Below are 21926 nucleotides of genomic sequence, written 5' to 3'. Positions count from 1 at the left end.
CGCCTCAGATGTGCAGGACCCGCCCGTAGGCGTCGAGCGAAGCTTCGTGCATCGCCTCCGACATGGTCGGGTGCGGATAGACGATGCCGTGCATCTCTTCCTCGGTCGCCTCAAGCGTGATCGCGGTGACATAGCCCTGGATCATCTCGGTGACCTCGGCGCCGATCATGTGGGCGCCGATCAGGGCCCCCGTCTTCGCGTCGAAGATGGTCTTCACGAAGCCCTCGGTCTCGCCCGAGGCGATGGCCTTGCCGTTCACCCGGAAGGGGAAGCGGCCGACCTTTACGGCGCGGCCCTCGGCCTTGGCGGCCTGCTCGGTCAGGCCGACCGAAGCCACCTGCGGCTGGGCGTACGTGCAGCCGGCGATCGGACTGTGCAGGGTCGCCGCCTTCTGGCCGGCGATATGCTCGACCACATGGATGCCCTCATGGCTGGCCTTGTGCGCCAGCCAGGGCGCGCCGGCGCAGTCGCCGATGGCGTAGAGCCCCTTCACCCCGGTCTCGCCGTGCGGCCCGGTCTTCACATGGCCGCGGTCCAGATTGACGCCCAGCGCCTCCAGCCCGATGCCGTCGGTGTTGGCGGTGATGCCGACCGCCGAGATGCAGACCTCGGCCGACAGGGTCTCGGCCTTGCCGCCGACCTCGATGGCGACCTCGACCCCGGTCTTGCCCTTGGTGACCCTGGTCACCTTGGCCCCGGTGCGGAACGTCATGCCGCGCTTCTCGAAGGCCTTCTGCGCCGCCTTGGAGATCTCCTCGTCCTCGACCGGCATGATGCGATCGAGCGCCTCGACCACGGTCACCTCGGCCCCGAGGGCGCGATAGAAGCTGCCGAATTCGATGCCGATAGCCCCCGAGCCGATCACCACCATGGTCTTCGGCATGAACTTCGGAACCATGGCCTCGCGGTAGGCCCAGATGCGCTCGCCGTCTGCCTCCAGGCCGATCTGCGGCAGGGCCCGGGCGCGGGCGCCGACCGCCAGGATCACCGACTTGGCCTCGACCGTCCGCTCACCGCCCTTGGTCAGGGCGATCACCACCTTCGGCGCGTCCTTGCCCTTGTCGAGGCGGGCATTGCCCTCGATCACCTCGATCTTGTGCTTCTTCATCAGGAAGCCGACGCCCTGGTTCAGCTGCTTGGCCACCCCGCGCGAGCGCTGGATGATGGCGTCGAAGTCAAACCCGACCTTGTCCGCCGACAGGCCATAGTCCTTGAGATGGCTGAGGCTTTCGTACTTCTCGCCGGATTTCAGCAGCGCCTTGGTGGGGATGCAGCCCCAGTTCAGGCAGATGCCGCCGAGGTGCTCGCGTTCCACGATCGCGGTCTTCAGGCCCAGCTGGCTGGCGCGGATCGCGGCGACATAGCCGCCCGGACCCGAGCCGATGACGATGAGGTCGAATTCGGCAGCCATGAGGTCCTCGTCAGGCCAGCATCGTGATGGGATCTTCGATCAGCGGCTTGAACGCCTGCAGGAAGCGCGCGCCCACAGCCCCGTCCACGACCCGGTGATCGCAGGTCAGGGTCACGGTCATGACCGTAGCCACCGCCAGCTGGCCGTTCTTCACGACCGGCCGCTGTTCGCCGGCGCCGACCGACATGATCGCGCCCTGCGGCTCATTGATGATCGAGGCGAAAGACTTGATGCCGAACATGCCGAGGTTGGAGACGCTGAAGGTGCCGCCCTGGAACTCCTCGGGCTTCAGCTTGCGCTCGCGCGCCCGCTTCGCCAGGTCCTTGGCCTCGGTGGCGATCTGGGCCAGCGACTTCAGCTCGGCCTGGCGGATGATCGGGGTGATCAGCCCGCCGTCGATGGCCACCGCCATGGCGATGTCGGCGTGGTGATGCATGGCCAGCCCCTCGGGGGTGTAGCTGGCGTTGGCCTCCGGCACGGCCTTGAGGGCCAGGGCCGCAGCCTTGATGACCATGTCGTTGACCGAGATCTTGACGCCCTGGCTTTCCAGCACGGCGTTGATCTTCGTACGCGCAGCCAGCAGGGCATCCAGCTCGCAGTCGATGCTCAGCGGGAAGTGCGGCACGTCGCGGAAGCTCTCGGTCATGCGCCGGGCGATGGCCTTGCGCATGCCGTCCAGCGGGACGAGGTCGTAGCTGCCCGGGGCGATGCCCATCTGCTCGAGCGACTGGACCTTGCGCGGTTCGGCCGAAGCCGCCGCCGCAGAACCCGCCTTCGCGCCGCCGCCCTTCGCCGCGGCCTCGACATCGGCGCGGACGATCCGGCCGCGCGGGCCGGTCCCCTTGATGGCTGACAGATCGAGCCCGGCGTCACGGGCGATGCGCCGCGCCAGCGGCGAGGCGAAGACCCTCTTTTCCTCCCCACGCAGCGGGGACGGAGACCGCGAAGCGGTGGAGGGCCCCGCAGCCGGGGCGGGCGCGGGCGTCGCCTTCCCCGCGTCGGCGGCAGGGGCGGCAGGTTCCGCCTTCGGCGCCTTCGGGGCGGCCGCGCCGCCCTCCCCCTTCAGCCGGGCGATGACGGTGTTGACCTTCACCCCCTCGGAGCCTTCCGCGACGAGGATCTCGAGCACCTCGCCCTCATCGACGGCCTCGACCTCCATGGTCGCCTTGTCGGTTTCGATCTCGGCGATGACATCGCCGGCCGAGACGGTGTCGCCGACCTTCACATGCCATTTGGCGAGGACGCCCTCTTCCATGGTGGGCGACAGGGCGGGCATCAGGATGTCGGTCATGCGTCGCTCTCGGTCCTGGGTTCGGCGATCGTCTCGTAGCCGGGCCCCTTGAGGGCCTCGTTCAAGCCTTTCAGCACGGCGCGGTAGGTCTGGGCCTCATCGTCGCCGCGCGACTGATGGTAGACGTGGGCGATATTGCGGGCGGCGATCGCCAGCATGGCCCCGTAGCGCGCCGGATCCTCGAAGGCCGGCTTGATGGCCATGACCGGCTCGCCGCGCGACCACCAGAACCGCAGCATCTCGACCGCGCCCGGGTCGTTCATGACGCTGTCCGGCGTGCGGATCTGGAACTCGGCGGGCTCCTGGGTCACGCCATCACCGCCTTGACGGCCGCGACGATCTTGTCGGCGCCCGGCAGCGACAGGGCTTCGAGGTTCGCCGCATAGGGCAGCGGCACGTCTTCCTGGTGGACCCGCACCGGCTGGGCGTCGAGCCAGTCGAAGGCGTGCTCCACGACCCGGGCGACCACTTCGGCGCCCACGCCCATCGGGCCCCAGCCTTCCTCGGCCGAGACCAGGCGGCTGGTCTTCTTCACGCTCTCGATCACCGTGTCGATGTCGAGCGGACGCAGGGTCCGCAGGTCGATCACCTCGGCCGAGATGCCCTCCTCCGCCAGCTTCTCTGCCGCCTGCAGGGCGAACCCGACCATGCGGCTGTGGGCGGTGATGGTGACGTCCGTGCCCTCGCGGCGGACCTTGGCCTTGCCGATCGGCAGGACCCAGTCGTCCACCTCGGGGACGTCGAACTCCAGCCCGTACATCATCTCGTGCTCGAGGAAGACGACCGGGTTCGGATCGCGGATGGCCGCCTTGAGCAGACCCTTGGCGTCGGCCGCATCATAGGGCGCGACGACCTTCAGCCCCGGGACATGGGCGTACCACGACGAATAGTCCTGGCTGTGCTGGGCGGCGACGCGGCTGGCGGCGCCATTTGGCCCGCGGAACACGATCGGCGCCCGGATCTGGCCGCCCGACATGTACAGGGTCTTGGCCGCCGAATTGATGATGTGGTCGATGGCCTGCATGCCAAAGTTCCACGTCATGAACTCGACGATCGGCTTCAGCCCGGCCATGGCCGCGCCGACGCCGAGACCGGCGAAGCCATGCTCGGTGATCGGGGTGTCGACCACGCGCTGGTCGCCGAACTCCTGCAGCAGCTCACGGCTGACCTTGTAGGCGCCCTGGTACTGGGCGACTTCCTCGCCGAGCAGGAACACCGACGGATCGCGGCGCATCTCCTCGGCCATGGCGTCGCGCAGGGCGTCGCGGACCGTGGTGCGGACCATCTTCGCATCGGCGGGCAGCTCGGGGTCGCGCAGCTCGACCTTCGGCGTCGAGGGCGCAGCGGCCTGGGACTGCGGCGCGGCTTCGCCAGCCGGCTCGGCGGCCGCGGTCGGAGCGGGGCCGGACACGCCGCCCTCGCCCGACAGGCGCGCGATCGGCGTATTGACCTTCACGCCCTCGGACCCCTCGGCCACGAGGATCTCGAGCACCTCGCCCTCATCGACGGCCTCGACCTCCATGGTCGCCTTGTCGGTTTCGATCTCGGCGATGACCTGCCCGGCCGAGACGGTGTCGCCGACCTTGACGTGCCACTTCGAGAGCGTGCCCTCCTCCATCGTGGGGGACAGCGCCGGCATCAGAATGTCGGTCACGGATCAGGCCTCCACGTAGACGTCGGTGTAGAGCTCGGACGGATCCGGCTCCGGGCTTTCCTGGGCGAACTGGACCGCCTCGGCGACGATCGCCTTGATGTCGGTGTCGATGGCCTTCAGCTCGTCCTCGGCGGCGCCGGCCTCGGCCAGCAGCGCCTTGATGTGATCGATCGGGTCGCGGGTCTTCTTGACCTCGTCGACCTCCTCCTTGGTGCGGTACTTGGCCGGGTCGCTCATCGAATGGCCGCGGTAGCGGTAGGTCTTAACCTCGAGGATGAAAGGGCCGCCGCCCTCGCGGGCGCGCTTCACCGCGCGCTCCGTGGCGTCCTTGACCGCCAGCACGTCCATGCCGTCGACCTGCTCGCCCGGAATGCCGAAGCTGGCCCCGCGCATGTAGAGCTCGGTCGTCGCCGAGGCGCGCTCGATCGACGTGCCCATGGCGTACTGATTGTTCTCGATGATGTAGATGGCCGGCAGCTTCCACAGCTGGGCCATGTTGAAGCTCTCGTAGACCTGCCCCTGGTTGGCGGCCCCGTCTCCGAAGTAGATGAAGGCGACCGAGCCGTCGTTGCGGTACTTCGAGGCGAAGGCCAGGCCGGTGCCGAGCGCCACCTGGGCGCCGACGATGCCGTGGCCGCCATAGAAGCCCGTCGGCACATCGAACATGTGCATCGAGCCGCCCTTGCCGCGCGACGAGCCGCCGATGCGGCCGGTCAGCTCCGCCATGACCGCCTTGGGGTCCATGCCGGCGGCCAGCATGTGGCCGTGGTCACGGTAGCCGGTGATGACGCCGTCGCCGGGGCGCTGGCTGTCCTGCACCCCGACCGCGACGGCCTCCTGGCCGATGTACAGGTGGCAGAAGCCCCCGATCAGGCCCATGCCGTACAGCTGGCCGGCGCGCTCCTCGAAGCGGCGGATGAGCACCATCTCGCGATAGTAGCGGAGCAGGTCCTCCTTCGACGCCGCCGGACGGTTCGGCAGCTTCTTGTCGGACGACGGTTTCGAGGTCTTCTGAGCGGCGGCTCTCGCCATCCGGCATCTCCCGGCTGAGCCCCGGAACGGGGCCTCTTGTCGTTACGGAAAGGGGCTTTAGCAGCCTTCGTTCCGGTCTGGCAAAGGAGCCGGACGGCGCTGTTACGAAAGTTCAGGGGGGCGGTTCGTCGCGGCGGACGGTGTCGCGGGGGCCGAAACGTGCACGATCACGTCGCGCGGATCGACGAGTCCGAGCACCACCCGGGCCCGCTCCTCCAGCAGATCGCGGGACAGCCGATCCGACCGCAGGTGCCGCACGCGGGTTTCCAGTTCGGCGCGGGTCTCGGCCAGATCGGTCAGCTGGGCCTCGCGCTGGGCCAGCAAGCGGTGCCGTTCCGGTCCGCTCAGCAGACCGCGCTCGCCCGTGAGGGCCTGGACCCCGAGGTAGAACACCAGCAGGGCCAGACAGGCTGTCGGCAGGTACGGCTTCAACCGTTCAAACACACTGACCGCTCCTTCTGAGCGCGACTCAAGATGAGCAAGCCCTGAAGGAAACGGGTAAATTTGTGGTTACCGGATCAGCGCAGCAGCATGCCGTCGCCGTAGTAGGCGCCCTGCTCTCCCAGCATTTCCTCGATGCGGAGCAGCTGGTTGTACTTGGCCGTGCGGTCCGAGCGGGCCAGCGAGCCGGTCTTGATCTGCCCGCAGTTGGTCGCCACGGCCAGGTCGGCGATGGTGGCGTCCTCGGTCTCGCCCGAGCGATGGCTCATCACCGCCGTGTAGCCGGCGCGGTGGGCCATATCGACCGCATCGAGGGTCTCGGACAGGGTGCCGATCTGGTTGACCTTGATCAGGATCGAATTGGCCAGGCCCTCGCCGATGCCCGCGGCCAGGCGGGCCGGGTTGGTCACGAACAGGTCGTCGCCGACCAGCTGGACGCGATCCCCGAGACGCTCGGTCAGGGCCTTCCAGCCATCGAAGTCGTCCTCGGCGCAGCCATCCTCGATCGACACGATCGGGAAGCGCTCGCACAGGTCGGCGAGGTAGGCGACCATGCCCTCGTGGTCGAGGATCTTGCCCTCGCCGGTGAGGTTGTACTTGCCGTCCTTGAAGAACTCGGTCGACGCGACGTCGAGCCCGAGGTGGAAGTCCTCGCCGGCGAGGTAGCCGGCCGCCTGGCCCGCCTTGGTGATGAAGGCCAGCGCCTCCTCGGCCGAAGCGAGGTTCGGGGCGAAGCCGCCCTCGTCGCCGACGTTGGTGTTGTGACCGGCCGCCTTCAGCGCGCCCTTCAGGGCGTGGAAAATCTCCGTGCCCATGCGCAGGGCCTCGGTGAAGGTCTCCGCGCCGGTCGGCAGGATCATGAATTCCTGGATGTCGATCGGATTGTCGGCATGGGCGCCGCCGTTGATGATGTTCATCATCGGGGTCGGCAGGATGCGGGCCGAGACGCCGCCCACGTAGCGGTGCAGCGGCAGGTTGGCGCTGACGGCGCTGGCCTTGGCGCAGGCCAGCGACACGCCGAGGATGGCGTTGGCCCCGAGCCGCCCCTTGTTCTCGGTGCCGTCGAGCGCGATCAGCACCTCGTCGATATGACGCTGGTCCTCGGCGTCGAGGCCCGACAGGGCGTCGAAGATCTCGCCGTTGACCGCATCCACGGCCTTCTGCACGCCCTTGCCGCCCCAGACGGACTTGTCGCCGTCGCGCAGCTCCACCGCCTCATGGGCCCCGGTCGAGGCCCCCGACGGCACCGCCGCGCGACCGACCGAGCCGTCCTCCAGCACGACATCGACCTCGACCGTGGGATTGCCGCGGCTGTCGAGAATCTGGCGGGCGACGATGTCGGCGATGTCGGTCATGGGGAGGCTCCTTGGCAGGCTCCGGGCTTTAGCGCGCGCCGCCTCCGCCGCCAACCCGCCTAGAGACAGCCCTCGACGTACTGGATCGCCGGCCCGCCGACGCGCACGGCCACAACCGTCCCCTCCGCCCCGACCTCATAGAGGACGCCGCGCGCGGCCGGGTCCTCGACGTAGGGCGCGGTCTGCGGCGTGGTCCAGCTCAGGATGTAGCCGGCCGGGGCTTCGGCATATTTGTGCGACTCGAAGCGGGCGCGGTCGCCGAGCGCTGCTCGCACCGCCTCCGCGGCGGCCCCGACCCCGAAGCCGTCCGCGGTCGTCAGGCCCGGCTCGGTGGCCGAGACGCGCGTCAGGACCCCGTTCTCGACCATCACCAGCACACCCGCCGGGGCCCGGGCGGGACGGAACTCGTCACAGGCCTCGGGGTCCGCCCCGCCCACAGCATCGGGATTGGCGTCGGGGCCAAGGGCGGCCTCGACCTCGGCGCGGGTCATGCCGATGCGCAGCGAGCCCCAGCCGTCCGGGCGCAGGGTCTGCGCGTCGGCCGCAGGCGCGGCGGCCGGATCGGCCCCGGCTTCGCCACCATCCCCGGGCGAGGCCGCGGGGCTGCAGGCGACGACGAGGGCGGCGACGGACACGGTCAGCAGGCGGCGGATCATGGGACGGCTCCGGAAGGATATCCGCCCAGCATGCACGAAAACGGCGCGCGAGCGACCTCGCGCGCCGTCAGATTGTGTCAGTCGGCGTGGACCGGACTCAGTCTTCCTTGGGCGTCAGGACCTGGCGGCCGCGGTACATGCCGGTCTTGAGGTCGACGTGGTGCGGACGACGCAGCTCGCCGGTGTCCTTGTCCTCGACGTAGGTGTTGGCGCCGAGGGCGTCGTGGGCGCGACGCATGTTGCGGCGGGAGGGCGATACTTTGCGCTTCGGAACGGCCATGTCCGTCTCAATCTCTGGTCAGGGCCTGCCCGGGCGGACACGCCATAAAACGACAGGGGCGGCCGCAGGGCCGCCTCGTGAGCGCGGGCTTATGCCGGAACTCGCGCCCGGTTTCAAGGGCGCGTGCGTTCGAGCCAGGCGGTGCGCTCCAGCGCCAGATCGACACTGTCGGCCCAGCCGTCGTCGAGCCGGTAGGTGCGCTCGCGATATCCGGTGCGCACAAAGCCCAGCCGATCCAGCAGGGCGAGGGATCGGGCGTTGCGCGGATCGACATCGGCGATCGCGCACGGGAGCCCCCGGTCGCTGAAAACGTGGTCGAACAGGGCCGTCAGCGCCTCCCGCGCCAGCCCCCTGCCCCAGGTGTCCGGATGCAGGATGAAGCCGAACTCGGGCAGCCGATAGAATCCCGCCTTGCCGATGGCGCGGCCATCCAGCTCCACCACGAAGTCCGCGCTGTCCTCGGGCGGCGAGGCGATCATCGCCTCGACCCAGGTGCGCGTCTGCTCGAGGGTCCGGTGCGGCGGCGTTGACCAGTAGCGCGTGGCCTCGACATTCGAGAGCACCGCGTGAAACGCGGCCACATCGTCCATCGTGGCCGGCCGCAGCCGCAGGCGCTCGGTGACGAGGACCGTCACACCAGCCGGCTCTGCACCAGCGCCGCGCGGATGAAGTCGGCGAACAGCGGGTGCGGCGCGAACGGGCGGCTCTTCAGCTCCGGATGGTACTGCACGCCGATGAACCAGGGGTGGTCGGGCCGCTCAACCGTCTCCGGCAGCACCCCGTCGGGGGACAGGCCGGCGAACACCAGACCGGTGGCCTCGATGGCCTCGCGGTAGTTGATGTTGACCTCGTAGCGGTGGCGATGCCGCTCGCTGATGGTGGTGGTTCCGTAGATGTCGGCGATGCGCGAGCCCGGCGTCAGCGCCGATTCGTAGGCGCCGAGCCGCATGGTGCCGCCGAGGTCGCCGCCCATCTGACGCTGGACCCGCTGGTTGCCCTGGATCCACTCGGTCATCAGGCCGACCACCGGCTCGCCGGCAGGCCCGAACTCGGTCGAGGACGCCTTCGCGATCCCCGCGAGGTTCCGCGCCGCCTCCAGCACCGCCATCTGCATGCCGAAGCAGATGCCGAAGTAGGGAATGTTGTTCTCGCGGGCGAAGCGCGCCGCCTCGATCTTGCCCTCGGCCCCGCGCTCGCCGAAGCCGCCGGGCACCAGGATGGCGTGAGCCCCCTGCAGACGCGCATTGCAGGCGTCGCGGTCGCCCTCGAAGGTCTCGGCCTCGACCCAGTCGATGTTGACCTTGACGTTGTTGGCCACGCCGCCGTGGTGCAGGGCCTCGATCAGCGACTTGTAGGCGTCCTTGAGCACCGTGTACTTGCCGACCACGGCGACGGTGACCTCGCCGTCCGGGCTGGTGCGCCGACGGACGATCTCCTCCCAGCCCGACAGGTCCGGCTCCGGCGCGTCGGTGAGGCCGAAGTGGGCCAGCACCTCCCGGTCCAGCCCCTCGCGGTGATAGTCCAGCGGCACGGCGTAGATGTCGGCAGAGTCCATGGCCTGGATCACGCCGCTTTCGCGGACATTGCAGAACAGGCCGATCTTGCGCTTTTCCTCGGGCGGGATCGGCTGCTCGCAGCGGCACAGCAGGATGTCCGGCTGGATGCCGATCGAGCGCAGCTCCTTGACCGAGTGCTGGGTCGGCTTGGTCTTCATCTCCCCGGCCGTCTTGATGAACGGCAGCAGGGTCAGGTGGACGAAACAGCTCCGGCCGCGCGGCAGGTCCTGGCCGAGCTGGCGGATGGCCTCGAAGAAGGGCAGGCCCTCGATGTCGCCGACCGTGCCGCCGATCTCGACCAGCACGAAGTCGACGGCCTCGCCGTCATCGGTGACCGCCGGCGAGATGGCGAAGCGTTTGATCTCGTCGGTGACGTGCGGGATCACCTGCACCGTCGCCCCGAGGTAGTCCCCGCGCCGCTCCTTCTCGAGGATCGTCTGATAGATGCGGCCAGTGGTGATGTTGTCGCTCTTCGCCGCCGAGACGCCGGTGAAGCGCTCGTAGTGGCCGAGGTCGAGATCGGTCTCGGCCCCGTCGTCGGTCACGAACACCTCGCCGTGCTGGTACGGGCTCATCGTGCCCGGATCGACGTTGAGATAGGGGTCCAGCTTGCGCAGCCGGACCTTGTAGCCGCGGGCCTGCAGAAGGGCGCCGAGCGCGGCGGAGGCGAGACCCTTGCCCAGCGAGGAGACCACGCCGCCGGTGATGAACACATAGCGAGCCATGGGCGACCACCTTACCGACGATTCGGCCGGTCGGGACGAAGCCGGGCCGGCGCATACAGGAAACAGGACGGCCGGGACGGATCCCGGCCGGAGAGCGAAGACTTTTCGGGTGCGAGGGGGCGACGGGGGCGTCGCCCCGACATCACTCCGCCGGCGCCGGCTGCGGCGCGGCCGCCGGAGCGGGGGCCGGCGCGGCCACGGCCGGCAGGCTGGCCTCGAGGTCGTCGAGCGACGGGGCGGCGGCGGCCGGGGCCTGACCGGGCAGCGGCGCAGGGGCGGCCGGGGCCGACGTCTCGCCGGCCGGCGGGTCGAGGGCGATGGCCCCGACGGCGTCAGCGTCGATCAGCGACTCGGTGCGGCGCTCGAGGTTGCCGACCACGGTCAGGGCGATGGCGCAGGCGAAGAAGGCCGCGCCGAGGAACCAGGTCAGCTGGGTCAGCAGATTGCCGGCCCCGCGCGCCGTCATGAAGCCCGACGGGCCGCCGCCCATGCCGAGGGCGCCGCCCTCGGACTTCTGCAGCAGGATCAGGCCGGTCATCGCCAGCGAGATCAGGATCATGACGACAAGGAGAATGGTCTGGAGCATGGCCGCATTCAGATGTGGCGAGGGACCCCGCCGATCAAGCGGCGGCCTCTATCACCGAACCTCGGCCGCGGCAAACGGTGCAGACCTCGCCCGCGCCTGACGGCAGGGCGCGCCAAAGCGGTTGGCCTCGCGATCACCCGGCAGCAGCGCCAGCAGCAGGACGAACGGCCCGAGCCCGAACAGCCCGAGGGCCGCCGCCATGACCGGCACGGCGAACCCTCCCGGCTGCCCGAGATCGCGAAGCCGGGCCGCGATCCAGCGCTGGCAGTAAAGGGCGAAAAGGAGATGCGCGAGGCCGGTGCGAACCTGGGCGGCAGGATCGAGGACACCGAGGCCCTCAAGGTAGGCCACGACATCCCCGTGCCAGAAGCCGCGGTCCAACAGAGCGCCTGCCGACTCGAAATCGGGGCTGGAGGCGGCGGCCCAAGTCAGTACGACCAGCCCCAGGTACCAGCCGACGCATCGGAGCAGGAACCCGCGACGATCCAGCCGCCCCCGACCGATGACGACGCGCCAGACTCCTTCAGCCAGAGCGGGAACCGACATGCCAGCCTCCTTGGGCCAGGAGGCTCGCCCGGCAACCCTGAGAGGTCAAGCCGCGTGGATGATGGCGAGGAAGTCGGCGGCCTTGAGCGAGGCGCCGCCGACCAGCGCGCCGTCGACGCCGGGCGTGGCCAGGATCGTCGCGGCGTTCGCCGGATTGACCGACCCGCCGTAGAGCACGCGCATGTCCGCCGCGACCGGACCAAGACGCGCCGCGGCCGCCGAGCGGATCACCTCATGCATGCGGGCGATGTCGGCCGGCGTCGGGGTGCGTCCCGTGCCGATGGCCCAGACCGGTTCATAGGCCAGGGTGAAGGTCTGGTCCCGCAGGGAGTCCGGCAGCGAGGCGCCGACCTGGGCGGCGACCACGGTCTCGGCCTCGCCGGCGTCGCGCTCGGCCAGGGTCTCGCCGACGCAGATGATCGGGTGCAGCCCGGCGCGCAGGGCGGCCTCGACCTTGGCCGCGACCCCGGCGCTGGTCTCGCCCAGCCCCTGCCGCCTTTCGGAATGGCCGAGGATGACCCAGCGCGCCCCGGCGTCATGCAGCAGTTCGGCCGAGACGCACCCGGTGAAGGCCCCCGCGGCCTCGGCCCGGCAGTCCTGGGCCCCGACCTCAATCGGCGACCCGCCGGCTGCGCGCGCCACGCGCTCCACCAGCGGCGACGGCGGGAAGACCACGACCTCGACCCGCCACTCGCCCCTGCCGGCGTCGGCCCGGAGCGCCTCGATCTCGGCCAAGCTGGCGGCCGAGCCGTTCATCTTCCAGTTCCCGGCGATCAACTTCACGGATTGTTTCATGCCGGCTCTTTAGGCGCGGCGCTGCGGCAAGCCAAGCGGTCGCTTGCGGCCCCCGGCGCCCCTCCCCTATAGGCGGAGGCCACGTCCGGGCGCGCGCCCTTACCGAAGGTCGGTCATGATCACCCTGTTCCGCAAGTTCGCGAAGTCGCCCTGGGCGATCGGCCTGATCGCCCTGACGGCCATCGCCCTGCTGGTCACCGGCGGCAGCCAGGTTGACGTGCTCGGCGCGCTGGGCCCGCAACATGTGATTTCCGCCGGCGACCGGTCGGTGGACGCCCCCGAGTTCCGCACCTACGCCGAACGCGTCCGGACCAATCTGGAAGAGCGGGCGCCGGGCCAGTCGGTCACCTTCGAGCGGATGGCCGAAGAGGGCGTGCTGACGCAGATGCTCGACGCCCGCACCGAGGAGCTCGGCTTCCTCGCCTGGGCCTGGAACGCCGGCGTGCGCCCCGGAGCCGCCCTCGTGGCTGATCAGGTCCGCCAGATCCCGAACTTCTTCAACCAGATCACGGGCCGCTTCGATGAGGAGGCCTACCGCAACACCCTCGCCCAGCAGAACCTGACGGTGGCCGACTTCGAGCAGGGGCTGCGCGACGACGTCGCCATCGGCCACTTCACCTCGGCCCTGTTCGCCGGCATCCGCGCGCCGCGCGTCTATGGCGCCCTGGCCGCCGGTCAGGCGCGCGAAAGCCGCGACGGCCGCTGGTTCGAGGTCACCCAGGCCATGGCGGGCGCCGCGCCGGCCCCGACCGACGCCCAGCTGAACGCCTTCCTCAACGAGAACGCCGAACAGCTGCGCCGCCCCGAGTTCCGCAATGTGACGCTGGTGCTGTTCAACAGCGGCGAGCCCCCGGCCGTCACCGAGGCGCAGATCGCCGAGCGTTACGCTTTCCGCCGGGAGTCGCTGTCCATGCCCGAGCAGCGCGCCTTCACCACGGTGCCGGCATCCAGCGAGGCCGCTGCGGCCCGCATCGCCGGGGCCCTGCGCGCCGGTCAGAGCCCGACCGCCGTGGCCGAGGCCAACGGCGTGAGCGCCACCACCAACTCCGCGCGTGCCCGCTCGCAGATCGCCGACGCCGCCGTGGCGGAGGCCGTGTTCGGCCTGCAGCCGGGCCAGGTGTCCGACCCGATCCGCACCGCCGTCGGCTTCGTCGTGGCCCGCCTCGACCAGGTCCTGCCCGGTTCCACGCCGGAGCTGGCCCAGGTGCGCGACCAGATCGTGCAGGAGCTGACCGAGGAAGCCCAGCGCGCCGCCGTCTACGAGCGCGTCGAGGCCTATGAGGCGGCGCGCAACGAAGGCGCGAACCTGGCCGACGCGGCCCAACGAGCGGGCGCCCGCCTGGTCCAGCTGCCGCCCTTTACCGCCCAGGGCGCCCTGCCCAACGGCCAGCCGCTGCAGGCCCCGCCGGAGGTGTTCTCCACGGCCTTCGCCCTGCCCGCCAATGGCGAGAGCGAGGTCGTGGACGCCGGTCAGGGTCAGTACTTCGCGCTGCGCGTCGACCGCATCCAGCCGGCCGCCCTGCCGCCGCTGGCCGAGGTTCGCGCGCCGCTGGCCCAGGCTTGGGTTCAGCGCGAGAACGGTCGCCGTCTGGCCGCCCTCGCCGACCAGCTTGCCGGCCGCATCCGCGGCGGCGAGGACATCGCCGCCGTGGCCGCTTCGGTGAATGCGCCGCTGGTGTCCCGCCAGCGCCTGCAGGCCACCCAGGAGACCCAGACCGAGATCGGCGGCGGCGTGCTGCGCGGCCTGTTCGGTCAGGCCAAGGGCCAGGTGTTCACCGAAGCCCAGACCGCCGACCGCCGCGTCATCGGCCGGGTCGACGAAATCCGCGCCGCGACGCCGGCCGAAGCCGCCCCGCTGGTCGAGCAGATCCGCCCGGCCCTGACCCAGCAGCTGGTGCAGGACATGGTGCAGAGCGCCGCCGCCTCGGCCGCGGCCCGGGTCAAGGCCGAGTCCGACCCGGCCCGCGCCCGGTCGGCCCTGGGGCTCGCCGCCGAACCGGCGCCGACCGCCCGATGACGGCGACGACGGCGCCGGCGGAGTTCGTCGCCGGCTGGGCGGAAGGTCGGCCGCAGCTGGTCGTGCGCCGGATCGTCGACGATCTGGAGACCCCGGTGTCGGCCTTCCTCAAGGTCGGCCGGGGCCGCCGCTGGTCCTTCCTGCTGGAATCCGTCGAGGGCGGCGCGCTCAACGGGCGCTACTCCATCCTGACCCTCGATCCGGACGTGGTCTGGCGCGCCCGCGGCGGGAAGGCGGAGATCGCCCGCGGCCGCGACGCCGTCGCCGCCGGCCGGTTCGAGTCTGATGGGCGCCCGGCGCTCGACTCCCTGCGCGCCCTCATCGCCGAGACGCGCCTCGACCTGCCCGAAGACCTGCCGCCGATGGCCGCAGGCCTCTTCGGCGTGTTCGGCTACGACATGGTGCGTCTGCTGGAGCCGCTCGGCCCGGCGCGCCCCGACCCTCTCGCGCTTCCCGACGCCGAACTGGCGCGGCCGTCCCTGATCGCCGTGTTCGATTCCGTGCGCCGCGAGATCGTCATGATCGCCCCGTGCTTCCCCGACGGCTCCGACGCGGCCGCCGCCCATGCCGCGGCCGAGGTCCGGCTGGACGCCTTCGAGGCCGACCTGCGCAAGCCGCTGCTGGCGCGGACCGCACCGGAGCCCCTGCCGACCCCGGCCTTCGTCTCGCCGGTCGACGAGGCGGGCTATCGCGCCATGGTGGCGAAGGCGCACGACTACATCGCCGCCGGCGACATCTTCCAGGTCGTGCTCAGCCACCGCTTCAGCGCGCCCTGGGACCGCGACCCGTTCGCCTTCTACCGCTCCCTGCGGCGGCAGAACCCTTCACCCTATCTGTTCTTCCTCGACTTCGGCGGCTTCCAGCTGGCCGGGTCGAGCCCCGAGATCCTCGTCCGCCTCAAGGACGGTCGGGTCACCATCCGGCCGCTCGCGGGCACCCGCGCCCGGGGCGAGACCCCGGCCGAGGATCGCGCCCTCGAGGCCGAACTGCTGGCCGATCCCAAGGAACGCGCCGAGCACCTGATGTTGCTCGACCTTGGCCGCAACGACGTTGGCCGGGTCTCGGCCCCGGGCTCGGTCAAGGTGACCGAGAGCTTCGTGGTCGAGCGCTACAGCCAGGTGATGCACATCGTCTCGAACGTCGAGGGTGCGGCGGATCCGAAGCTGGACGCGGTGGACACCCTGCTGGCCGCCCTGCCCGCCGGGACCCTGTCCGGGGCCCCCAAGGTGCGGGCCATGGAGATCATCGACGAGCTGGAGCGCGACAAGCGCGGCGTCGGCTACGGCGGCGGGGTGGGCTACATCTCGGCCGGCGGCGAGGCTGACATCTGCATCGTGCTGCGCACCGCCCTGTTCGCCGACGGCCGCATCTTCATCCAGGCCGGCGCCGGGGTCGTGGCCGACTCCGATCCCTCGGCCGAGTACCGCGAGACCGTGGCCAAGGCGCGCGCGCCGATGAAGGCCGCCGACGACGCCTGGCGCTTCGAGCTCGGCGCCCCGGCCAACCGGCCCGGCGAGGTCTGACCCGCCAGGCCGGCGCGATCCTCACGCCGGGTCTCGCCTTGCCAAATGAGCGATCGCGAGGGCGAGCGCCACGAGCCCGCCGACGCCGCCCAGCGTCAGGGCCAGCTGGGCCCGCGCCGGGTCGCTGGCGAAGACGTTCACCGGCATCTGCCACGGCAGGAACACCCCCTCCTTCGCCGAGGTGGCGACGACGGCGAAGAAGGTGCCGCCGATGCCCAGCGTCAGGCCCGGCACGAAACTCTGGAAGCGCAGCGCGGCCCAGAGCTGGACAGCGACCAGCAGCACGCCGGCGGCGAACACCTTCGCCATCATGAGCGCCATGGCCCCGACGTCGAGCGCCCCGGTCGGAACGATCGCCGGCTTGAGCCGCGCCGCCAGCTCCAGCCCCGCCCAGGGCAGGATCAGGGCCGCCGCCGACATCAGGGCGATCAGTCCGAGGGTCGCCACGGCCTTGGCCGCATACAGCCGCCAGCGCGGCACCGGCAGGGCGCGAAGGTGGCTCCAGCTCTGCGGCCCATGCTCCATATGGGCCATCAGGGCGGTCAGGGCCGTCACGCTCATCGGCAGCATGAAGAAGGCCCAGATGCCGGCCCCCTGCATCATCCACATCTCCCACGGCCGCGCGTCGTCCGCGCGCAGGGCGCTGAGCGTCAGGAAGACGGCGATCAGCCCCGGGGCGACGACCGCCAGCAGCAGGGCAAGGCTGCGGCGCAGCTTCAGAAGTTCAACCATCAGGACGGCGGTCATCGGGCGGTCTCCGGGGAAGCGGCGGCCTCGGCGTAGAGGCGTTCAAGCGAGCGCTGGCGCGGGGCGAGACGCGAGACGGCCAGTCCCGCCTCGACCAGACGGCGGTTCAGCGCGGCGGCCTGGGCGACCCACGGCCCGTCCCGCGACGCCAGCCTGACGGTCACGCCCGCATCGCCGTCCAGCAACTGCAGCCCGGCCGACTGCAGCAGCGCCCGCGCCTTGCCCGCGTCGTCGCAGTCCACCTCGAGTTCCGGCGGCGTCCGGTCGCGCAGCTCGGCCAGGGCGCCCTGCACCTTCAACCGGCCGGCGACGAGGATGCCGACATGGCTGGCGGTCTGCTCGATCTCGCCCAGCAGGTGGCTGGACAGCAGCACCGTCGCGCCGCTGCGCGCCGGCAGGTCGCGCAGAAAGGCCCGCATCTCGGCGATGCCCTCGGGGTCGAGGCCATTGGTCGGTTCGTCGAGGATCAGGATTTCCGGTCGGCCCATCAGGGCCCGGGCCAGCCCCAGCCGCTGGCGCATGCCCTGGGAGTAGCCGGCGACCCGATCGCCGCCGCGGGCCTTGAGGTCCACCGCCTCCAGCACCCGGTCGATTTCGCTCGGCGGCAGGCCGAGCAGGCGCCGGGTCAGGTCGAGGTTCTGCCGTCCGGTGAGATTGCCATAGAGGCCGTGATGCTCGAGCAGCGCCCCGGTCCGACGCGCCGCCGCCAGACGGTCGGTCCGCACGTCAGCCCCGGCCACCCGCAACTGCCCGGCGGTGGGACGACACAGCCCCAGCAGCATGCGGATAGTGGTCGTCTTGCCCGCCCCGTTGCGTCCGAGGAAGCCGTAGACGGCGCCCTTCGGCACTTCGAGGTCAAGGTCCTGAACGGCCCAGCGCGCGCCGAACCGCCGCGCCAGTCCCTCGGTTTCGATCGCGTTCATCCGCCCTCCGCGCTTTAAGTCTTGCCTAAAGACGCGCGGGATGCTTCTTTAAGTCAAGATTAAAGTTCTGAAAGGTCGACCATGTCGCTCGAACGCGATGGCTTCCGCCGCCGCTGCCGCCAGTTCCGGCTCCTGGCGTGGTTCATGATCGCCTCGGTCGGCGGCCTTCTCGCGCTGATGACAGTGGTGGGGCCGGCCTATCTCGTGGCCACGGGCGAGCGCGCCGCAGAGGCTTCCATGTTGAGGGGGCTGGTCTGGCATCTGCCGGCGCTGTTCTACCTCTACGGGGTCTGGGCCATTGGCGAGGCCGTGGGCCAGATCGGCCGCGGGCGTCTGATCCAGACCGCCACCGCGGAAGGGCTGCGCCGGGCCGGGCTGGCGCTGGGCGTCGGCGGGGTGCTCAGCGTCTTCGTGGTGGTCAATCTGATGCGCCTCGTCATGCCGGGCGCCGGCGGCTACCTGCACTTCGACATCGGCGGCATGACGCTCGGCATGGTCGGCGGCGCGATGTTCCTGCTGGGCCGGGTGATGGATCGCGCCGCGGCGGTGCAGTCCGAGCTGGACGAGATGGTCTGATGCCGATCCGCGTCACCCTCGACGAGCTGATCGTCCGCCGCGGCCTCAAGGCTCGTGATCTGGCCGAGCAGGTGGGCCTCAGCGAGACCCAGCTGTCGCTGTTCCGCTCCGGCAAGGTGAAGGGCATCCGCTTCCGCACCCTGGCGCGGCTGTGCGCGGCGCTGGGATGCAAGCCGGCCGACCTGCTCGACTACGACTTCGATCCGGCCGAGGCGGCGCCGGCGAGCGAGGCCGACCGCGACGACCTCTAGACTCCCAGGATCACGACCCAGGCCATGAGCAGGGCCGAGGCGGCCATCAGGCTGGCGGCCAGCAGCACCGGCGCGGCCGAGACCGCGGGTTCGGGGGCCTGCAGCAACGCACGGGCTTCGGCCAGCAGGCGGCGGGCGGAAATCTGATCGGCCATGACCCAAGCCTCGCCGCCAGCTCTTAAGGAAACGCCAATCGCCGCGCCCGCTTGGCGGGAGGCCCGGGCCCGCCTACAAGCGCGACCATGATCCTCGTCGTCGATAACTACGACAGCTTTACCTACAACCTCGTCCACTACCTCGCGGAGCTGGGCGCGGAGACGCATGTCATCCGCAACGACGACCTGACGGCGGCCGAGGCGCTGGCGCTGAAGCCGGAGGCGTTGCTGCTGTCGCCGGGCCCCTGCACGCCGAACGAGGCCGGCATCTGTCTCGACCTGATCCGGGACGCGCCGGAAGACCTGCCGATCCTCGGCGTCTGCCTCGGCCACCAGGCGATCGGCCAGGCCTTCGGCGGCGACGTGATCCGCGCCAAGGCGCTGATGCATGGCAAGACCTCGCCGATCCACCACGAGGGCGAGAGCCTGTTCCGCGGCCTGCCCAGCCCCTTTACCGCCACCCGCTATCACAGCCTCGCCGTGCGCCGCGAAACCCTGCCGAACACCCTGAAGGTCACAGCATGGACCGCCGACAACGAGATCATGGGGCTGATGCATCACGCCCGACCGATCCACGGGGTGCAGTTCCACCCGGAATCGATCGCCACCGAGCACGGCCACGCCATGCTGGCCAACTTCCTCGACCTGGCCGGCGTGCGCCGCCTCGCGGCGGCCTGACCCGGCCGTGTCGGACGCCCTGAAGCCGATTCTGGCGCGCCTCGCCGAGGGCCGCAGCCTCGAGCCGGAGCAGGCCCGCACCTTCGCCGCCGCCTGCCTCGCCGGCGAGGCCACCCCGGGCCAGGTCGGGGCCGCCGTCACCGCCATGCGGGTCCGCGGCGAGACGGTCGAGGAGATCGCCGCCTTTGCGGAGGCCATGCGCGCCGCCGCCGCGCGGCTGGAGCCGCCGTTCGAGGTGATCGACACCTGCGGCACCGGCGGCGACGGGGCCCACACCTTCAACATCTCGACCGCCGCCGCGCTCGTGGCCGCCGGGGCCGGGGCGAAGGTGGCCAAGCACGGCAACCGGGCGCTGAGCTCGAAGTCCGGCTCCTCTGACGTGCTGGCGGCGCTGGGCGTCAATCTGCAGGCCAGCGCCCGGCAGGAGATGGCCGCCCTGACCGAGGCCGGCATCGCCTTCCTGTTCGCCCCCTCGCACCACGGGGCCATGCGCCACGTCACCCCGATCCGGGCCGAGCTGGGCTTTCGCACCGTGTTCAACCTGCTGGGGCCGCTGACCAACCCGGCCGGGGCGCGGCGTCAGGTGATGGGCGTCTATGACCCGCGCCTGCTGGCGCCTCTGGCCGAGGTGCTGGGGCGCCTCGGGGCGGTGCGCGCCTGGACCGTCCACGGCCAGGGGCTGGACGAGCTGACCACCACGGGCTTGAGCGAGGTCGCCGAATGGCGCGAGGGCAAGGTGACCCGCTTCACCGTCACCCCCGCCGACGCCGGCCTGCCGGAAGCCCGGCTGGAGCACCTGCGCGGCGGCGACGCCGAGACCAATGCCGAAGCCATCCGGCGTCTGCTGGCGGGCGAGCGCGGCCCCTATCGCGACGTGGTGCTGCTGAACGCCGCCGCGGCGCTGGTCGTGGCCGATCTGGCCCCCGACCTGCGCGCCGGGGCCGGGCTGGCCGCCGCCGCCATCGACGACGGCCGCGCCGCCCGCGCGCTCGAGGGCCTCGTCGCCGCCAGTCACCGTAATTTCGAGGAGCCTTCGTCGTGACCGACGTGCTGGCGCGCATCGCCGCCTACAAGCGCGAGGATGTGGCGGCGCGGAAGGCCGCGACCTTGCAGGATGTCATCGAGGCGCGCGCCGCGGCTGCGGACGCCCCGCGCGGCTTCCGCCGGGCTCTGGTCGCCCAGGCGACGCCCGGTCGCCCGGCCCTGATCGCCGAGATCAAGAAGGCCAGTCCGTCCAAGGGGCTTATCCGCGCCGACTTCGACCCGCCGGCGCTGGCGAAGGCGTACGAGGCCGGCGGCGCCGCCTGCCTGTCGGTGCTGACCGACGGCCCCAGCTTCATGGGAGACGACGCCTATCTGGGGCAGGCCCGCGCCGCGACCGCCCTGCCCTGTCTGCGCAAGGACTTTCTCGTCGACCCCTGGCAGGTGGCCGAGAGCCGGGCGCTGGGCGCCGACTGCATCCTGATCATCCTGGCCATGATCGACGATTCGCTGGCGGCCGAGCTGCTGGCCGAGGCCCGCCGATTCGGCATGGACGCCCTGATCGAGACCCACGACGAGGCCGAGATGGCCCGCGCGGCGGCACTGGGCGGCGATCTGGTCGGGGTCAACAATCGCTCCCTGCGGACCTTCGAGGTCGATCTGGCCACGACCGGCCGACTCGCCAACATGGCCCCGCCGCAGGCCCTGCTGGTCGCCGAGAGCGGGATCTTCACCCCCGAGGACGTGGCCGAGGTGGCCCGGACCGGCGCCACGGCCATCCTCGTCGGCGAGAGCCTGATGCGGCAGACCGACGTGACGGCGGCGACGCGGGCCCTCCTGTCGTTAGGTTGACATTAAGGAAGAACACTTACAGAACATCGGCAACGGTTCACGCCTTGTTCTGGAAGGTTTCCGCCCGATGCTCACGCGCAAGCAGCACGAGCTCCTGATGTTCATCCATGAGCGCATCAAGGAGACGGGCGTGTCGCCCTCCTTCGACGAGATGAAGGAGGCGCTGGATCTGGCGTCCAAGTCGGGCATCCACCGGCTGATCACGGCGCTGGAGGAGCGCGGCTTCATCCGCCGCCTGGCCCACCGGGCCCGGGCGCTGGAGGTGCTGAAGCTTCCGGACCAGGCCACCGCCGGCGCCCCGCGCGGGGTGGCGGGCTTCCGGCCCGACGTCATCGAGGGCGGCGGGGCCCGGGCGGCGCGTGCGCCGGTCGCCGAGCCGGCCAATGACGTCCGCGACCTGCCGCTGCTCGGCAAGATCGCCGCCGGCACGCCGATCGCCGCCATCCAGCACGAGCGCGACCGCCTGCCCGTCCCCGAGGCCATGCTGGGCGCCGGCGAGCACTATGTGCTGGAGATCGAGGGCGATTCGATGATCGAGGCCGGCATCCTCGACGGCGACATGGTCGTCATCAAGCGCGTCGACAACGCCGTCTCGGGCGAGATCGTCGTCGCCCTCGTCGAGGGCGAGGAAGCCACTCTCAAGCGCCTGCGCAAGAAGGGCCAGTCGATCGCCCTGGAGCCTGCCAACCGGGCCTATGAGACGCGCATCTTCGGCCCGGACCAGGTCGAGGTGCAGGGCAAGCTGGTCGGGCTGATCCGCCGGTATCACTGAGCCTCGTCGGCGGGGCGCCCAACCGTGTCGTTCCCCGGGGGCATCAGCCGGACACGGGTTCCCCTTCCAGATCCGTCATCCTCGGACTTGACCCGAGGATCGGGCGGTCCGCGGGCAGTCCGC

The 21926-nt window shown here is 70.9% G+C and carries 25 protein-coding genes; 8 read left to right on the top strand and 17 right to left on the bottom strand.

Annotation, left to right across the window (positions count from 1 at the left end; translation table 11 throughout):
* Positions 1 to 4: 4 nt before the first annotated feature.
* The 14 genes from lpdA to tpiA form a co-directional block, all read right to left on the bottom strand.
* Positions 5 to 1411, bottom strand: coding sequence for a dihydrolipoyl dehydrogenase (lpdA, locus tag VGN74_RS06080; RefSeq protein ID WP_327446464.1), 1407 nt, complete (start codon positions 1409 to 1411; stop codon positions 5 to 7).
* A 10-nt stretch (positions 1412 to 1421) separates the two neighbouring features.
* Positions 1422 to 2702, bottom strand: coding sequence for a pyruvate dehydrogenase complex dihydrolipoamide acetyltransferase (locus VGN74_RS06075; protein WP_327446463.1), 1281 nt, complete (start codon positions 2700 to 2702; stop codon positions 1422 to 1424).
* A complete protein-coding gene (locus VGN74_RS06070) occupies positions 2699 to 3013 on the bottom strand; it encodes a DUF5076 domain-containing protein (protein ID WP_327446462.1) in 315 nt (104 codons plus the stop codon). The genes VGN74_RS06075 and VGN74_RS06070 overlap by 4 nt, the downstream gene beginning before the upstream one ends.
* Positions 3010 to 4356, bottom strand: a complete 1347-nt coding sequence (locus VGN74_RS06065; RefSeq protein ID WP_327446461.1) for a pyruvate dehydrogenase complex E1 component subunit beta — start codon at positions 4354 to 4356, stop codon at positions 3010 to 3012. Before VGN74_RS06065 ends, VGN74_RS06070 begins: the two co-directional genes overlap by 4 nt.
* A 3-nt stretch (positions 4357 to 4359) precedes the next feature.
* Positions 4360 to 5388, bottom strand: coding sequence for a pyruvate dehydrogenase (acetyl-transferring) E1 component subunit alpha (pdhA, locus tag VGN74_RS06060; RefSeq protein ID WP_327446460.1), 1029 nt, complete (start codon positions 5386 to 5388; stop codon positions 4360 to 4362).
* A 102-nt stretch (positions 5389 to 5490) separates the two neighbouring features.
* On the bottom strand, positions 5491 to 5832 hold the full coding sequence (locus tag VGN74_RS06055) for an FtsB family cell division protein (RefSeq protein WP_327446459.1): 342 nt from the start codon (positions 5830 to 5832) through the stop codon (positions 5491 to 5493).
* Between the two features lie 74 nt (positions 5833 to 5906).
* The gene (eno, locus tag VGN74_RS06050; RefSeq protein ID WP_327446458.1) at positions 5907 to 7184 is read right to left on the bottom strand and encodes a phosphopyruvate hydratase; all 1278 of its coding nucleotides are present in this window, start codon (positions 7182 to 7184) and stop codon (positions 5907 to 5909) included.
* 59 nt (positions 7185 to 7243) lie between these two features.
* Positions 7244 to 7840, bottom strand: coding sequence for a hypothetical protein (locus VGN74_RS06045; protein ID WP_327446457.1), 597 nt, complete (start codon positions 7838 to 7840; stop codon positions 7244 to 7246).
* Between the two features lie 97 nt (positions 7841 to 7937).
* Positions 7938 to 8120, bottom strand: a complete 183-nt coding sequence (gene rpmF, locus VGN74_RS06040) for a 50S ribosomal protein L32 (RefSeq protein ID WP_327446456.1) — start codon at positions 8118 to 8120, stop codon at positions 7938 to 7940.
* 113 nt (positions 8121 to 8233) lie between these two features.
* Complete coding sequence (locus VGN74_RS06035; protein WP_327446455.1) at positions 8234 to 8755, bottom strand: GNAT family N-acetyltransferase; 522 nt, start codon at positions 8753 to 8755, stop codon at positions 8234 to 8236.
* Positions 8752 to 10401 (bottom strand): CTP synthase, encoded by a 1650-nt coding sequence (locus tag VGN74_RS06030; protein WP_327446454.1) that lies wholly within the window; start codon positions 10399 to 10401, stop codon positions 8752 to 8754. Before VGN74_RS06030 ends, VGN74_RS06035 begins: the two co-directional genes overlap by 4 nt.
* 142 nt (positions 10402 to 10543) lie before the next feature.
* Positions 10544 to 10987: a preprotein translocase subunit SecG gene (gene secG, locus VGN74_RS06025; protein ID WP_327446453.1), complete on the bottom strand. Its 444-nt coding sequence runs from the start codon at positions 10985 to 10987 to the stop codon at positions 10544 to 10546.
* Between the two features lie 51 nt (positions 10988 to 11038).
* Positions 11039 to 11533 (bottom strand): hypothetical protein, encoded by a 495-nt coding sequence (locus VGN74_RS06020; protein ID WP_327446452.1) that lies wholly within the window; start codon positions 11531 to 11533, stop codon positions 11039 to 11041.
* Positions 11534 to 11578: 45 nt separating this feature from the next.
* Positions 11579 to 12328, bottom strand: a complete 750-nt coding sequence (gene tpiA / locus VGN74_RS06015; protein ID WP_327446451.1) for a triose-phosphate isomerase — start codon at positions 12326 to 12328, stop codon at positions 11579 to 11581.
* A 115-nt stretch (positions 12329 to 12443) separates the two neighbouring features.
* On the opposite strand from tpiA, the gene VGN74_RS06010 reads away from it, so the two are divergent.
* Positions 12444 to 14345, top strand: a complete 1902-nt coding sequence (locus tag VGN74_RS06010; RefSeq protein ID WP_327446450.1) for a peptidylprolyl isomerase — start codon at positions 12444 to 12446, stop codon at positions 14343 to 14345.
* Positions 14342 to 15868 (top strand): anthranilate synthase component I, encoded by a 1527-nt coding sequence (gene trpE / locus VGN74_RS06005; RefSeq protein WP_327446449.1) that lies wholly within the window; start codon positions 14342 to 14344, stop codon positions 15866 to 15868. Before VGN74_RS06010 ends, trpE begins: the two co-directional genes overlap by 4 nt.
* 21 nt (positions 15869 to 15889) lie before the next feature.
* Here trpE and VGN74_RS06000 read toward each other — a convergent pair whose 3' ends face one another.
* Both VGN74_RS06000 and VGN74_RS05995 read right to left on the bottom strand, forming a co-directional pair.
* Complete coding sequence (locus VGN74_RS06000; RefSeq protein ID WP_327446448.1) at positions 15890 to 16615, bottom strand: ABC transporter permease; 726 nt, start codon at positions 16613 to 16615, stop codon at positions 15890 to 15892.
* Complete coding sequence (locus VGN74_RS05995) at positions 16612 to 17538, bottom strand: ABC transporter ATP-binding protein (protein ID WP_327446447.1); 927 nt, start codon at positions 17536 to 17538, stop codon at positions 16612 to 16614. The genes VGN74_RS06000 and VGN74_RS05995 overlap by 4 nt, the downstream gene beginning before the upstream one ends.
* 81 nt (positions 17539 to 17619) lie before the next feature.
* Here VGN74_RS05995 and VGN74_RS05990 point away from each other — a divergent pair, with 81 nt between their 5' ends.
* A complete protein-coding gene (locus tag VGN74_RS05990) occupies positions 17620 to 18114 on the top strand; it encodes a DUF2975 domain-containing protein (protein ID WP_327446446.1) in 495 nt (164 codons plus the stop codon).
* A complete protein-coding gene (locus VGN74_RS05985) occupies positions 18114 to 18365 on the top strand; it encodes a helix-turn-helix transcriptional regulator (RefSeq protein ID WP_327446445.1) in 252 nt (83 codons plus the stop codon). The genes VGN74_RS05990 and VGN74_RS05985 overlap by 1 nt, the downstream gene beginning before the upstream one ends.
* Here VGN74_RS05985 and VGN74_RS05980 read toward each other — a convergent pair.
* Entirely contained in the window at positions 18362 to 18520 is a 159-nt protein-coding gene (locus VGN74_RS05980; RefSeq protein ID WP_327446444.1) for a hypothetical protein, read from the bottom strand. The two genes, VGN74_RS05985 and VGN74_RS05980, sit on opposite strands and share 4 nt — an antisense overlap.
* A gap of 87 nt (positions 18521 to 18607) precedes the next feature.
* Between VGN74_RS05980 and VGN74_RS05975 the strand changes: the two genes are divergently transcribed.
* The 4 genes from VGN74_RS05975 (at position 18608) to lexA (ending at position 21803) form a co-directional block, all read left to right on the top strand.
* Complete coding sequence (locus tag VGN74_RS05975; RefSeq protein ID WP_327446443.1) at positions 18608 to 19198, top strand: aminodeoxychorismate/anthranilate synthase component II; 591 nt, start codon at positions 18608 to 18610, stop codon at positions 19196 to 19198.
* 7 nt (positions 19199 to 19205) lie between these two features.
* The gene (gene trpD / locus VGN74_RS05970) at positions 19206 to 20240 is read left to right on the top strand and encodes an anthranilate phosphoribosyltransferase (RefSeq protein ID WP_327446442.1); all 1035 of its coding nucleotides are present in this window, start codon (positions 19206 to 19208) and stop codon (positions 20238 to 20240) included.
* Positions 20237 to 21031, top strand: a complete 795-nt coding sequence (gene trpC, locus VGN74_RS05965) for an indole-3-glycerol phosphate synthase TrpC (RefSeq protein WP_327446441.1) — start codon at positions 20237 to 20239, stop codon at positions 21029 to 21031. Before trpD ends, trpC begins: the two co-directional genes overlap by 4 nt.
* 67 nt (positions 21032 to 21098) lie before the next feature.
* Positions 21099 to 21803 (top strand): transcriptional repressor LexA, encoded by a 705-nt coding sequence (gene lexA, locus VGN74_RS05960; RefSeq protein WP_327446440.1) that lies wholly within the window; start codon positions 21099 to 21101, stop codon positions 21801 to 21803.
* Positions 21804 to 21926: the final 123 nt, after the last annotated feature.

The organism is Brevundimonas sp. (genome assembly GCF_035998205.1).
Lineage (GTDB): Bacteria > Pseudomonadota > Alphaproteobacteria > Caulobacterales > Caulobacteraceae > Brevundimonas.
The sequence above is the reverse complement of the archived record's forward strand: the minus strand, read 5'-3'. Positions and strand labels throughout refer to the sequence as shown.